The organism is Streptomyces coeruleorubidus, assembly GCF_028885415.1.
Taxonomy (GTDB): Bacteria; Actinomycetota; Actinomycetes; order Streptomycetales; family Streptomycetaceae; genus Streptomyces; species Streptomyces coeruleorubidus_A.
Window position 1 is genome coordinate 9099666 of the sequence record NZ_CP118527.1, and the last position, 13935, is coordinate 9113600.

At 71.6% G+C, this 13935-nt stretch carries 10 protein-coding genes; 9 read left to right on the forward strand and 1 reads right to left on the reverse strand.

Annotated elements, in window-relative coordinates; genetic code table 11:
* Nucleotides 1-108: 108 nt before the first annotated feature.
* The 6 genes from PV963_RS41840 (at nucleotide 109) to PV963_RS41865 (ending at nucleotide 8372) form a co-directional block, all read left to right on the forward strand.
* Nucleotides 109-1230 (forward strand): ROK family protein, encoded by a 1122-nt coding sequence (locus tag PV963_RS41840; RefSeq protein WP_274821659.1) that lies wholly within the window; start codon nucleotides 109-111, stop codon nucleotides 1228-1230.
* A gap of 279 nt (nucleotides 1231-1509) precedes the next feature.
* Nucleotides 1510-2832: an extracellular solute-binding protein gene (locus tag PV963_RS41845; protein WP_274821660.1), complete on the forward strand. Its 1323-nt coding sequence runs from the start codon at nucleotides 1510-1512 to the stop codon at nucleotides 2830-2832.
* A 124-nt stretch (nucleotides 2833-2956) separates the two neighbouring features.
* Complete coding sequence (locus PV963_RS41850) at nucleotides 2957-3868, forward strand: carbohydrate ABC transporter permease (RefSeq protein ID WP_274821661.1); 912 nt, start codon at nucleotides 2957-2959, stop codon at nucleotides 3866-3868.
* Nucleotides 3865-4767, forward strand: a complete 903-nt coding sequence (locus tag PV963_RS41855) for a carbohydrate ABC transporter permease (RefSeq protein WP_274821662.1) — start codon at nucleotides 3865-3867, stop codon at nucleotides 4765-4767. Before PV963_RS41850 ends, PV963_RS41855 begins: the two co-directional genes overlap by 4 nt.
* Nucleotides 4768-4769: 2 nt before the next feature.
* Entirely contained in the window at nucleotides 4770-6488 is a 1719-nt protein-coding gene (locus tag PV963_RS41860) for a hypothetical protein (RefSeq protein ID WP_274821663.1), read from the forward strand.
* A gap of 51 nt (nucleotides 6489-6539) precedes the next feature.
* Complete coding sequence (locus tag PV963_RS41865) at nucleotides 6540-8372, forward strand: hypothetical protein (protein ID WP_274821664.1); 1833 nt, start codon at nucleotides 6540-6542, stop codon at nucleotides 8370-8372.
* Between the two features lie 13 nt (nucleotides 8373-8385).
* Here the strand turns inward: PV963_RS41865 and PV963_RS41870 are convergent, their stop codons facing one another.
* Entirely contained in the window at nucleotides 8386-9048 is a 663-nt protein-coding gene (locus PV963_RS41870) for a nucleoside/nucleotide kinase family protein (RefSeq protein WP_274821665.1), read from the reverse strand.
* Between the two features lie 118 nt (nucleotides 9049-9166).
* Between PV963_RS41870 and PV963_RS41875 the strand changes: the two genes are divergently transcribed.
* The 3 genes from PV963_RS41875 to PV963_RS41885 all read left to right on the forward strand — a co-directional run bounded on the left by PV963_RS41875 (nucleotide 9167) and on the right by PV963_RS41885 (nucleotide 13910).
* Nucleotides 9167-9904 carry an HAD family hydrolase gene (locus PV963_RS41875; RefSeq protein ID WP_274821666.1) on the forward strand — a complete coding sequence of 246 codons (738 nt, stop codon included), beginning with the start codon at nucleotides 9167-9169 and terminating at the stop codon, nucleotides 9902-9904.
* A complete protein-coding gene (locus PV963_RS41880; RefSeq protein WP_274821667.1) occupies nucleotides 9901-12255 on the forward strand; it encodes a glycoside hydrolase family 65 protein in 2355 nt (784 codons plus the stop codon). The genes PV963_RS41875 and PV963_RS41880 overlap by 4 nt, the downstream gene beginning before the upstream one ends.
* Before the next feature lie 161 nt (nucleotides 12256-12416).
* Nucleotides 12417-13910: a hypothetical protein gene (locus tag PV963_RS41885; protein WP_274821668.1), complete on the forward strand. Its 1494-nt coding sequence runs from the start codon at nucleotides 12417-12419 to the stop codon at nucleotides 13908-13910.
* Nucleotides 13911-13935: the final 25 nt, after the last annotated feature.

Here is a 13935-nt window from a genome sequence, read left to right on the forward strand (position 1 = left end):
TTAGGAAGTTAACTAACGAAGTAGGGTGCGCGTCAAGAGGCACGGAATCCCGATGCCGCGCGACCTTTGCCGCCGCTCTGCACGGCCGCAGCACGACCTGGGGAGACCATGCACCTGAGTGAGAGTGCCCGTGTGGTGTTCGACGTACTGGCCGGGGCGGGCACGGCCACCCGCCCCCAGCTGGCGGCCGGCGCGGGCCTTTCCAAGCCGACCGTCTCCTCCGCCGTGGCCGAACTCGAAACCGTCGAGCTCGCCGCCCACTCCGGCAGGGCCTCCGGCGGCACCGGCCGCAGCGCCGCCATCTACCGTCTCGGACCGGCCGCCGGCGCCGTGCTCGCGGTCGACCTGGGACCCGCCGTGACCCGGGTGCGCGGCTGCGCCCTGGACGGCACCCTGCTCGCCGAGGGCACCGGATCCCGCCCGGACGCGGCCGGCACCGTCCGCAAGGTCCTCGACGCGCTGCCCGCCGGAGCCCCGCTGCGGACCGTCGTCGTCGCCGTCGGCGACGTCACCACACGGGACCGGGAAGGCACCGGGGAACGCCCCGCGACCGCCAAGGCCGGCCCCGCCTTCGACGCGATGGCCGTCGCGCTGCCCGAAGGCGTCCCCGTCCACCTGGAGAACAACGTCAACTGCGCCGCCCTCGCCGAACTCCACGAGGGCGCCGCCGTCGGCCGGGACACCTTCGGCTACCTGCGCATCGGCGTCGGCATCGGTCTCGCCGTCGTCATCGGCGGCCGGGTGCTGCGCGGCGCGAACGGCGCGGCCGGTGAGGTGGCCCGGCTGCCCTACCCGTGGGACGACGACCGCGCCCCGCGCCACGAAGGACTGGAGCAGCGCATGGGCTCGCGCACCCTGCTGCGCCGGGCGGCCGAGGCCTGGCAGAACGGCGACGGGCCCCGCCCGCGCACCGCCGAGCGGCTCCTCGCGCTGGCCGGGCAGGGGCATGCCACGGCCGGTGCCGTGGTCGCCTCGCACGCCGCCGACGTCGGCCGGCTCGCCGCCGCCGTCGCCGCCGTACTGGACCCCGGGCTGATCGTGCTGGGCGGGGACACCGGCGCGGACCCGCAGCTCCTGCCCGGTGTGCGGGCGGAACTGGCCCGGCTGAGCTGGCCGACCGAGGTGGTCAGCAGCGTCGTGGGCGACACCGGCACGGTGGCGGGCGCCAGCAGGCTCGCGGTCGCCCATGGAATTCAAACCGTGACCGGAGCTGTGCGGGCGAAGCATTGACGGCTGCGCCATCGGTCTGCCAATGTCCGGACAAGCGCTTTCTAGTCGGCCGGGACGCCGACTCCGGGTAAGCCTCCCGCTCGTACGCGAAGTACGGCAGCCGCACGAGGGCGTGCTTGTGCGACGCCGGCCGTCATGGCCGGGGACCCCACCCGTGAAGGCGACGTGGCCGGGCGAGGCCGCGCCCCCGGAGAGCGAATCTCGAGATTTCCTGCAAAATGCACCCGTGCCGCCTCGGCTGGCGCCGTGCTTCTTCCGCTACGAGAAAAGGGATCGAAGATGATCAGTGTGGGTGTGCGGCGCTCCCGCCGGCTCGGCCGCGGCGGCATACGCCGCGTGGTTCCCCTCGCTGCCGTGGCCACGGCAGGTGCCCTTCTGCTCTCCGCCTGCGGGTCGGAATCCGGCTCGGGCGGGACCTCCAAGTCGCTGACGTTCTGGATCTCCACGGTTCCGGGACAGGACGCGGGCTGGAAGAAGATGGTGACGCAGTACAAGAAGGAAACCGGCGTCAAGGTCAACCTCGTCAACATCCCCTACGACGGCTACGACGCGAAGCTGCGCAACGCCGCGCAGGCGAACTCCCTGCCCGACGTGGCGGCAGTGCCGAAGCTGGACCCGATCTGGGCGAACAAGCTGATCGACCTCGGCTCCATCGCCAACAACAAGAGCAACAAGATCAACGGCAACTTCGTCGCCAAGGACTCGTCCGGGAAGGTGCTGTCCATCCCCTCGGACATCACCGCGTCCGGCCTGTTCATCAACGAGACGCTGTTCAAGAAGGCCGGCGTCTCCGTCCCGACCTCGCCCCAGAAGACCTGGACCTGGACCGAATTCATCAAGGCGGCGGACAAGGTCCGGGAGAAGACCGGCGCCAAGTACTCCCTCACCTTCGACCAGTCGCCCTCCCGGCTCCGCGCCATGGTGTACGAGCTCGGCGGGAAGTACGTCCACGCGGACTCCTCCGGCAAGTTCTCGGTGGACGCCGCGACCAAGAAGGCCGTGAAGCGCTTCGTCGAGATGAACGACGACAAGACCATGCCGAAGTCGGTGTGGACCAGCGGCGCCGACCCGTCCGCCATGTTCCAGAGCGGTGACGTGGTCGCCTACTGGTCCGGCGTGTGGCAGGTGCCCGCCTTCGCGGAGAGCATCAAGAAGTTCGACTGGGCGAGCGTCCCGACTCCCGCCGAGCCGGTGCAGGCCAGCGACGTCAACAGCGGCGGCATGACGGTGGGCTTCAACAACAACGGCGACGCGGCCGCCGCCGCGAAGAAGTTCCTGTCCTGGCTGTACGAGCCGGCCCACTACCAGGCGCTGTGCGAGGCGTCCGGCTTCCTGCCCGTCGAGACCGGCCTGAACCCGAAGTACCCCTTCAAGTCCGAGGCGGCGCAGGCGGCGTTCAAGCTGTACAACGAGTCGATCCCGCTGTACGCCCCGATCTCCGGCTACTTCAACACCGCGCAGACGAACTGGGTGCTGAAGGGCAAGAGCCTCACCGAGGACCCGACCAAGACGGAGCTCGGCAAGGCGATCAACGGCCAGCAGTCGGTCGACAAGGCGCTGGACAACATCGTGGCCGGCTACAACCAGCAGGTCGGCGGCTGAGCGCAGGCCGACAGGCCCGGGCGGCGGGGTCGAGACACCGCCGCCCGGTCTCGGGCCCCCACGCGATGCCGGGCTCATGGCCTGAGCCCACCGGAACCCATTCCACCAGCACGGAGTCAGGAAGATGACCAAACGCGCCCCGGACGTGTCCGCGAGCCCGCCCAGGAGACGCAGTAAGTACACCCTTGCGCCGCTCGTCCTCATCGCGGCCAACGCCGTGCTCTTCGCGCTGTTCTTCCTCTGGCCGGCGGTGATCGGACTCGTCTACTCCTTCACGAACTACACGGGCGTGGGGGCGTTCCAGTTCGTCGGACTGGACAACTACCAGCACCTGTTCGGGGACTCCACCTTCTTCGACGCGCTGAGCCGGACGCTGCTGTACACGGTGCTCTTCGTCCCGCTGAACTTCGTGTTCTCGCTGCTCGTCGCCAACGTGCTGGTGAGCAAGCACGCCAAGGGCGTGTCGGTCGCCCGCGTCTTCTTCTTCATCCCCTGGCTTCTGTCGCCCATCGTCGTGGGTGTCCTGTGGCGGTGGCTGTTCGGTGAGAACTTCGGACTGGTCAACTACCTCATCGAGAAGGTCGGCGGAAGCGCCGTGCCGTGGCAGTCGAACGCGGACCTGTCACTGATCGTGGTCGTGGTGGCGGCATCCTGGGCCTGGACGGGCTTCTCGATGCTGCTGTTCATCGCGGCGATCAAGAACGTACCGACGTCGTACTACGAGGCGGCCGCGCTCGACGGCGCCGGTCCGTGGCGCCAGTTCTTCAGCATCACCCTGCCGAGCATCGCGCCGACGTCCTTCATCGTCATCCTGCTCAACACGATCCACGGGATGAAGGAATACCCGCTGTTCGCCTCCCTCAACAACGGCGGCCCCGGCACGTCGAACAACCTGCTTGTCCAGTACATCTACCAGACCGGCTTCAAAGCGGGCCAGATCGGCTACGCGAGCGCCGCGTCGTTCGTGCTCATGCTCATCCTGATGGCCGTCGCGATCATCCAGCTGATGGTCAACCGGCGGGTGGAGAACCGATGACAACCACAGACATGCCGCGCAAGGCCGACGCCGATTCCGCACGGGCCGTCTCCAGGAAGCGGCCCCGCGGCGCGGTCGGCGGCGGGCTTCGGCGCGCGGTGCCCCCGACGACACTGCTGTGGGTCCTGGCGGCCCTCTACGGGCTGCCGGTGCTGTGGTTCGTCCTCAGCTCCTTCAAGCCGGCGGGAGACCTGTTCTCCCTTCCGCTGACGCTGTTTCCGGAAGACCCCACCGTGTCGGGTTACAAGGCGGCGTGGGACAGTGCCAACTTCTCCCAGTACTTCATCAACACGACCATCGTGTGTGTGATCGCGACGATCCTCACGGTGGGAGTCAGCTGTTGCACGGGGTACGCGCTGGCCAAGTACGACAACAAGTGGCTCAAGGTCTTCTTCGTCGGCATCCTGGCCACCACGATGCTGCCGGGCGAGGTCATGCTCGCCCCGCAGTTCCTGGTGGTCCGCGACCTCGGCCTCTACAACTCGCTCGCCGGCATCATCCTCCCGGCCGTGCTCACCGCGACCGGATGCTTCATGTTCCGCCAGTTCTTCCTGACGGTCCCCGACGAGCTCATCGAGGCCGCCCGCATCGACGGGGCGCGTGAGCTGTCGATCTTCCTGCGGATCATGGTGCCGATCTCCCGGCCCATCATGCTGACGCTCGCCATCCTGTCGTTCCAGTGGCGGTGGAACGACTACATCTGGCCGCTGCTGATGCTCAACGACCCCGAGAAGTTCACCGTGCAGATCGGCATCCAGAGCCTCGTCGGGGCGCAGAACATCAACTGGTCGGTGGTGCTCGGCGGATCGGTCATCTCCATGATCCCTTTGATCGTCGTCTTCCTGGTGTTCCAGCGTTATGTCATGAACGCCAACATCAATGCCGGACTGAAGGACTGACCTTGCCCACCCCGCTCGACCACGAGTTCGTCCGCGCGGTGGCCGGCGCCGCCGACCGGTCGGCCGCCCCGCTGGCGGCCCGCCCCGGCGAAGAACCCGCCGGTGTGCCCCACCGCGCTCTGGCGCGCCGGGTGAAGACTCTGGTCGCGGCGTACCGTTCCCCGGACTCGGCGCTGCACGGCAGCAGTCAGGCCGTCGCCGCCGCGACGACCCACCTCGCCGCCCTCCGGGCCGCGCAGACCACCACCGGTCTCTTCGCCGGCGGCGACAACGTGCAGTCACCGCCGGACTCCGCGTTCACCGTCAACGACGTGTGCGACGCGCACGTCCTCGCCGCGGGCGCGGGGCCGGAACTGCGTGACGTCACGGCCGCGCTCGCCGAGATCGCCGGCGCCGCCTGCGAAAGTCTCCTGACCGGTGGGGTGCACACCCCGAACCACCGCTGGGAGCTGTGCGCGGCGCTGGCCCGCTTGCACCGGTCGTTCCCCGACGACCGGCTGCTCGACCGTGTCGAGGAGTGGCTCGCCGAGGGCGTCGACATCGACGCGGAGGGCCTGTACTCGGAACGGAGCGCCAACTACGCGGCCCACGTGTCCAACCCTTCGCTGCTGCTGCTCGCCGACGTGCTCGGCCGCGCCGACCTGCCGGACGCAGTCGAACGCAATCTCGCCACGACCCTGGACCTCGTCAGGCCGGACGGCACGGTGGAGACCGTCCACTCGCGACGGCAGGACCAGCACCACCCGTTCCCGCTCGCGCCCTACCTGCCGCACTATCGGCTGCTCGCGATCCGCACCGGCCGGGGCGACTTCAGCCGGGCCGCGCGGCAGGCGGCCGCCGGCGGCATCGACGACCCCGGCCTGCTCGCCGAGACCCTCCTCACCCCGGACCTGTGCCGCGTCCTGCCGACACCGGCCGCACAGGCGCTTCCGCGCGAGAGGTACATCACCACCGCGGGCCTCGCCGCACGCGCCTCGGCCACCGCGCACACGGTGGTGTACGGCGGCTCCGACGTGCCCGAGCACCGGCGCATCCGCTCGGGCCTCGCCTGCAATCCCACCTTCCTGCGCCTGTTCGCCGGCGACGCGGTCCTCGACGCGGTCCGCCTCTCACGGGGATTCTTCGACCTGGGCCCGTTCCGTGCCGCCGACATGCAAGGGCTCGCCGACAGCCGCTACCGGCTCACCGAAACCCTCTCGGCCGCCTACTACCAGCCGCTCCCACCGGGCCGGCGACGGGACGACGGCGCCTATCGGATGGCGGACGAGGGACGCTTCTCGGCCGCGATGGCCTTCCCGGACCGGCCTGGGGACGAGATCTCCCACACGACCCGCGTCGAGGTGGACCTGAGGGAGGACGGTGCCGACCTGCGGATCGACATGAGCGGACCACGGGTGCCCTGGGCCCTCGAACTGACCTTCCGGCCGGGAGGCGTGCCGGAGGGCGCCGTACCGATCGGCGACGGGCGCTGGTGCCTGACCACCGGGCCGATGACCTACCGGGTCGGTGACGACGAGATCCGGATCGAGGCCGGCGTTGAGGCAGGCGAACCACTGGCCGGGCCGGACCGGAGCGACGTCCTGCGGTACGACCCGGGTCAGGACTACACCGTGGTGGGCGGCACCGATGCCACGACCGGGAACCGCGTCTACGTCGGTGGACATGGCCCGCACACGCTGACCGTCGCACTGCGCGCCCGCCGGCCCGCACCTGTCGTGTGACCCCGACGATCCATATCATGGCCACCTCAGGCATGAAGGGCTGATCCACCCGTGCACCTCCCTCACCAGCGCGGCCCGTTGCACGACCTCCCCGACACCCCTCAGGCGTACGACGCCGTCCTCGCCGACGTCACCGAGCAGGCCCTGGCCCGCATGACGCCGGAGGGCAACCTCGAACACCCCGACTGCGTCGACGACATCGGCGACACCTCCCTCGGCGTCACCTCCCTGCTCGCCCTCGCCTGGCAGCGCACCAAGGACCCCCGCCTGCCGGAGGCGGTGCGCCGCAGTCTCGCCTTCCACCTCGACGAGCGCGTCTACACCGAGGACAACCCCGGCTACCCCAACCTGAAGGCGCGCGACTCGGGCCTGCCGTACGCCCGTTACACCCTGGCGGCCGGCGCCCACCCCATCGGCGACTGGCCGAGCACGGTGTGGGCCCTGCTCCAGGCGGTGAACGTGCTGGACGCGGCGAATGGCCTGGTCGAGGACGGACAGCGCGCCCGGCTCGTCGAGGTGGCGCACGGCTACTGGCGCTGGCTGACGGAGGTGACGTTCTTCAACCCGCAGGAGGCCGGCAACCAGGCGATCGGCTGCGTGGTCGGCGGCCTGATGCTGGCCCGGCACCTGCCGCCCTCGGACAGCGAGTCGGTGCGACGGCGCGCCATGCGGCTGTACGAGGACGAGATCCGCGCCCACCGGGTCCGCGACCGCGGCGCGCTCCTGCCGCCCGAGCACGGCGGCGCCTATGACAACAACTACGGCCCGATCTCCCTGTCCTTCCTCGCCCAGGCCCACCGGGTCAGCGGCGAGGAGATCTTCGCCGAGGACGGCGACGCGCTCGCCCGCTACATCGACGCCCGCCTGACGAGCGGCGGCTTCGACAACGGCGGCCCGCGCTACAGCGAGCAGCACTCCGCCTTCGAGTCGGTGCTGGGCCTGCGCTACTTCAGCGCCCGCATCGGCTCCGACCTGGGCCGCTACCGGGGCGACAGCCGCTGGGCCCGGCACGCGTGCAAGGCGGACGGCGGGGTCGACGGGCACTTCGCGTGGATGCTGGTCTGGCAGATCCAGGACACCACGCGCTGGCACCGCGCCCCGGCCACGGTCGCCGCCCGGCACCAACTGCGCGCCGGCTCGGTGTCGGTGGCCTTCGACGACCGCATGACGCCCTCGCTGGTCGAGGCCGCGGGCACCTACTACCTGCCGGCCGCCGTCAACCGCCAGCACGGCTTCGGCCCCGTGACCGACGGCTTCCTGCTGTCCCGCCCGATGGGCGAGGTCCGCGTCCGGGACGTGACCGCCGACGGACTGACGGCCAAGCTGGTCACCAAGCCGGTCGTGGGCCGCGACCACGTCCTGCGCCACGTCCGGTCCCTGTACGTCACCGACGGCACGAGCCTGTGGACGACGGTCGCCGTGGAACGGCTCCCGGGCACGCCGTACCTGCTCGCCGGCCTGCCCTACGCCGCCGACGACGGCGACCGGGTACGCCGGACATCGGAGCCCCGGGCGACGTCGGCGGGCCCACTGCGGCTGACGCATCCGAGCCCGGACGACCCGCACCACTTCGACGCCCGCACGGACACCACCCAGGAGCAGGCCGCCTTCGCCCTGGCCGCCGACCCGCGCGGCTACGGCAACCCCGACGAGGGCTGGCGCCACCTGGTCGCCTCGACCGCCTTGGAAGCCGGACCGGCCCCCGGCGCACCCGAGGACCTGCACGTCTTCGCCGTGCGCTACGGCCGGGACGACAGCGCGTTCACGCCCAGGTTCGAGCGCGACGGAACGGCCCTGACGGTCCGTACCGAGGCGTTCACGGCCGTGATCGGCGACGCGGCGGGCGGCGCGGACGCGGAACCGGAGCTCACGCTCGGGCGCTGACCCCGCCGGCCGGTCACCCCTGCGCGTCCACACACGGCAGCGCGGACTGAGGCACGACGAGGTCGGCCCGGTCCCGGGTCGTGGCGACCAGTTCGGCGTTGCGCTGGTCCGAGCGCATCACCCACGCCACGGCCTCCTCGTGGCTCTTGCCGAACTCCTCGTGCCGGGCGACCAGTCGCCGCAGCCGCTCCGGCTCGGGGAGTTCGCAGAACCACACCTCGTCGAGCCAGCGGTGGACCCGGGCCCAGGCGCCGGTCTCCAGCAGGAGGTAGTTTCCCTCGGTCACGACGAGCCGGGCCGTCGGCGGCACCGGGATCGCCCCCGCGATCGGCTGCTCCAGGACGCGTTCGAAGCCGGGCGCGTACACGACGTCGTCATGCGTTTCCTCGCGCAGCCGCCGCAGCAGCGCCGCGTACCCGGCCGCGTCGAACGTGTCGGGCGCGCCCTTGCGGTCCCGGCGGCCGAGCCGCTCCAGTTCGGCGTCGGCGAGATGGAAGCCGTCCATGGGGACGTGCGCCACCCACGGGTCGCCGGATCCGTTCAGTTCCCGCACCAGCCGTTCGGCGAGCGTCGACTTGCCCGCGCCGGGGCTGCCGGTGATACCGAGGATCGCGCGCCGGCCGGCCTGAGGCAGGACCCGGGCACGGCGGACGAGGTCGTCGAAGGTGATTGGCACGCAGGAGAGTGTGTCACCGGCGTCCGGGCTCGGGCGTCGAGAGTCCCGCACTCCTCGTGCCCCAACAGTGTGGTGTGCGCCACTCACTGGACACCGCGGGCCGGGGAACCGGACCTGTATGACGCAGCTCGGACTCCCCGAAGACATCCACGCCTGCCTCTTCGACCTCGACGGTGTCGTCACCAAGACGGCCGTCGTGCACGCGGCCGCCTGGAAGGAGATGTTCGACGCCTTCCTGCGCGAGCGCGACGGCGCGGACTTCCGGCCGTTCGACGCGTCCGACTACGACGAGTACGTCGACGGCCTGCCACGGGCCGACGGCGTGCGCACCTTCCTCGCGTCCCGCGGCATCGACCTGCCCGACGGCGACCCCGACGACCCACCCGGAGCACAGACCGTGCACGGACTCGGCAACCGCAAGAACGAGCTGGTCCTCGACAAGATCCGCACCGAGGGCGTCGAGGCCTACGACGGCACCCTGCGCTATCTGGAGGCCGTCCGCGCCCTCGGCCTGAGCACCGCCATCGTCTCCTCCAGCGCCAACTGCCGGGACGTGCTGCGCTCGATCGGCGCCGAGCACTTCTTCGACGTACGGATCGACGGTGTGGTCGCCGCCGAGCGCAAGCTGCCCGGCAAACCGCGCCCCGACACGTTCCTGGCCGCCGCCGAGGACCTCGGCGTCGAACCGACCGAGGCAGCCGTCTTCGAGGACGCCCTGGCCGGCATGGACGCGGGCCGCGCGGGCCGTTTCGGGTACGTCGTCGGCGTCGACCGCGTGGGACAGACCGACGCGCTGTACACACACGGCGCCGACGTCGTGGTGAAGGACCTCGCCGAACTGGGGGACACGGAGTGATCACACAGCGGGCGTTCGACGTCGAACCCTGGACGGTGCGCGAGACGGAGCTCAACCTCGACCTCCTGGCACAGAGCGAGTCCGTGTTCGCCCTGTCCAACGGCCACGTCGGCTGGCGCGGCAACCTCGACGAGGGCGAACCGCACGGCCTGCCCGGCTCCTACCTCAACGGCGTCCACGAACTGCACCCGCTGCCGTACGCCGAGGCCGGATACGGCTATCCCGAGTCCGGCCAGACCTCCATCGACGTTACCAACGGCAAGGTGCTGCGGCTGCTGGTCGACGACGAGCCGTTCGACCTGCGCTACGGACGCCTCGTCACCCATGAACGGACCTTGGACCTGCGGCGCGGCGTGCTGGAACGGGTCTGCGAGTGGACCTCCCCGGCCGGCTCGACGGTCCGGGTGCGCTCCACGCGGCTGGTGTCCCTGACCCAGCGGGCGATCGCCGCCGTGGCGTACGAGGTGGAGCCCGTCGACAGCCGTACCCGCGTGGTCGTCCAGTCGGAGCTCGTCGCCAACGAGAGCCTGCCCGGGCCGGACGGCGACCCGCGCGCCGCACGGGCGCTGAAGTCGCCGCTGGAACCGGAGGAGGACCTCGCCTCGGGCAGCCGGCTGCGCCTGGTCCACCGCACCCGGCGCAGCGGCCTCAGGGTCGCCGTGGCCGCCGACCACCTCGTCACCGGCCCGGAACGGACCACGACCAGCAGCGAGAGCAACGTGGACGTGGCCCGGCTGACCGTCACCTCCGTCCTGGAGCCGGGGGAGCGGCTACGGGTGGAGAAGCTCGTCGCGCACGGCTGGTCCGGCGCCCGCTCCCGGCCCGCGATGAGCGACCAGGTCGAGGCTGCCCTGGCGGCGGCCGCGCACAGCGGCTGGTGGGGGCTCCTGAAGGACCAGCGGGCCTACCTCGACGACTTCTGGGCGCGCGCCGACGTCGAGATCGACGGCGACGAGGAGATCCAGCAGGCCGTCCGCTTCGCCCTCTTCCACGTCCTCCAGGCCGGCGCCCGCGCCGAACAGCGCGCCATCCCCGCCAAGGGACTCACCGGCTCCGGCTACGACGGCCACGCCTTCTGGGACACCGAGGCGTTCGTGTTGCCGGTGCTGACCTACACCGCGCCGGCCGCGGCCGCCGAGGCCCTGCGCTGGCGCCTCGACACCCTGCCCGCCGCCCGCGAGCGCGCGGCCCAGCTCGGCCTGCGCGGCGCCGCGTTCCCCTGGCGCACCATCGAGGGCTCGGAAGGCTCCGCGTACTGGCCGGCCGGCACGGCCGCCTTCCACGTCGGCGCCGACATCGCGGACGCCGTGGTGCGGTACGTGGCGGCCACCGGAGACGAGGAGTTCGAGCGCGAGGTGGGCGTGGAGCTGCTGGTGGAGACCGCCCGCCTGTGGCGCTCCCTCGGCCACCACGACGACCGGGGCGTCTTCCACATCGACGGCGTCACCGGACCGGACGAGTACAGCGCGATCGCCGACGACAACACGTACACCAACCTCATGGCCCGGGCGAACCTGCTGGCCGCCGCCGACGCCTGCAAACGCCACCCCGACGAGGCGGCCCGGCTCGGCGCCGACGAGGAGGAGACGGCCGCCTGGCGGGACGCCGCCGAAGCCGTGCACGTCCCCTACAACGAGGAGCTCGGCGTGCACGAACAGCACGCCGGCTTCACCCGCTACCAGCGCTGGGACTTCGACCGCACCGGCCCGGACCAGTACCCGCTGATGCTCCACTTCCCGTACTTCGACCTGTACCGCAAGCAGGTGATCAAGCAGGCGGACCTGGTGCTGGCGATGTACACCTGCGGCAGCTTCTTCGAGGAGTACTTCGACGAGGAGCAGATCGCCCGCAACTTCGCCTACTACGAGCCGCTGACCGTACGGGACTCCTCCCTGTCGGCCTGTGTCCAGGCCGTCATGGCCGCCCGGACCGGCCACCTGGACCTGGCCTGCGCCTACACGGCCGAGGCCGCCCTGATGGACCTCGGGGACCTGGAGCACAACACCCGCGACGGGCTGCACATCGCCTCGCTGGCCGGTACCTGGATGGCGCTGGTCGCCGGGTTCGGCGGTATGCGGTGCGTCGACGGCGGCCTGCGGTTCGCGCCCCGCCTGCCCGAGAGGTACAGCCGGCTGGCCTTCACGGTGGGGTTCCTCGGCCGGTGCCTGCGGGTGGAGCTGACGGCCGGGCAGGCCACCTACACCCTGCGCTCGGGCCCGCCCTTGACGATCCGTCACCACGGCACCGAGGTGACGGTGCGTGAGGACGCCCCCGTCACCCGCCCCGTTCCCCCGTTGACCCAGCGTTCGGCCCCGAGCCAGCCACCGCACCGCGCCCCGAACGCCCGCTGACTCCCCGGACCGCGTCAGCCACTTGGCCGTAATCCGCTCTGCACGTCCCCACCCCGCGGGTTAGCTTGGCCGTGTTTTCCGATTATCGGACCTCCGCGTCCGGCCCGCGGGCCGCGGAGGCCCTGGCGGCCCTACGACGCGTAGGGGGTAAGGGGTGGACGATGTCCGACGGCGCGAACGCCATCCTCGTTCGTATGCGAAGACGCGAACAGGCGGCCGCCTCGGGCGCCACTCGCGGGACACGCGTCGACGGACCGCTCGCCGCGGTGGCCGCCGTCTTCACCGTCGCCCAGCTCGTCCTCGTCCGGCCCATCCTCGGCCTCGGCTGGGACGAGATCGTCTACGTCAGCCAGGTCACCTCCCACACTCCGGCGGCCTTCTTCAGCGCACCGCGCTCCCGGGGCGTCTCGCTGCTCGTGGCGCCCGTCGCGTCCTGGTCGTCGTCGATCCCGCTGCTGCGCGTCTACCTCGCCCTGCTCTCCGGCCTCGCCCTCTTCCTGGCCCTGCGCGCCTGGCGGGGCCTGTTCCCGACCCGGGTCCTGGTCGTCGGCGGCGCCCTTTTCGCCTCCCTGTGGGTGACCCTCTTCTACGGTCCGCAGGCCATGCCCAACTACTGGGTCGCGATCGGCGCCCTGATCAGTGTGGGCTGCTTCCTGCGGGCCCGGGCGCAGCGTTCCGCTCGAGCGGCGCTGTGGGGCATCGCGGCGGGCGCCGCCCTCATGGCGTGGATGCGGCCCACCGACGCGGTCTGGGTGACCGTGCCGCTGCTCGCCATCACCCTGGTGCGCCGCCACTGGCGGCTCCTGCTCGTGCTCGTGGCAGGCCTCGCGGCGGGCGCCGTCCCGTGGGTGATCGAGGCCTACGTCGGGCACGGCGGCCTCGGGCAGCGGCTGTCCGACGCCTCCCGTATCCAGGGCGGACTGGGCTGGCAGATCGCCGTCGACGACCAGCTGCGCAGCCTGGGCGGACGGGCCCTGTGCCGGCCGTGCACCGGCTCGATGCCCCATCCCCTGGTCACCGTCTGGTGGTTCGTCCTGCCGGTGCTGGCCGGCCTCGGTCTCGTGGTCGCGGCCCGGGCCCGGCGCCTGGGACGGACGCTCGTCCCGCTGGTCTGCGCCGCCACGGCAGCCCTCCCGTACCTGTTCATGATCGGCTACGCGGCGCCCCGCTTCCTCCAGCCGACCTACGCGCTGCTCGCGATCCCGGTCGCCGACGCCCTGTGGCACCTGGTCAGGGCCCCGGGCGGGAAGTGGCGCCCGGTGGCCGCCGCCCTGGTCGCGCTCGGCCTGGCCGGGCATCTGGCGGTGCAGGTCGCCGTCCTGGAACGCACCGTGGCCCGCAACACCGACAGCCGCCGCGACTGGGACCGCACCGCCGGCGCGCTCCACCGCCTCGGCGTCCGCCCGCCCTGCCTGCTCACCGGCCACAACGCCCTCCCGATCGGCTACTACGCCGGCTGCTCCTCGGGCGCGACCGCCGGCCACAACGAGAACACCACCCCGGCGGCCGTCCTGCGCACCGCGCAGCGCCTCCCGGTCGCCCACCTCACCCCGGCCGGCGGCACACCGCCGGGCTACGCCCGCACCTGGCCCGTCCACCGGATCTCGAACCTGGACGTCCGCGTCGCACCGCCCGCACGGCGGACCGGCCCCTGACGCCGCACGGCGCTCCCGCCCCAAC

Coding starts and splice junctions, on each gene's coding strand:
- PV963_RS41875 (WP_274821666.1), top strand. CDS start 9,167: ATGACGCAGCTCGGACTCCCCGAAGACATCCACGCCTGCCTCTTCGAC.
- PV963_RS41850 (WP_274821661.1), top strand. CDS start 2,957: ATGACCAAACGCGCCCCGGACGTGTCCGCGAGCCCGCCCAGGAGACGC.
- PV963_RS41885 (WP_274821668.1), top strand. CDS start 12,417: ATGTCCGACGGCGCGAACGCCATCCTCGTTCGTATGCGAAGACGCGAA.
- PV963_RS41840 (WP_274821659.1), top strand. CDS start 109: ATGCACCTGAGTGAGAGTGCCCGTGTGGTGTTCGACGTACTGGCCGGG.
- PV963_RS41845 (WP_274821660.1), top strand. CDS start 1,510: ATGATCAGTGTGGGTGTGCGGCGCTCCCGCCGGCTCGGCCGCGGCGGC.
- PV963_RS41855 (WP_274821662.1), top strand. CDS start 3,865: ATGACAACCACAGACATGCCGCGCAAGGCCGACGCCGATTCCGCACGG.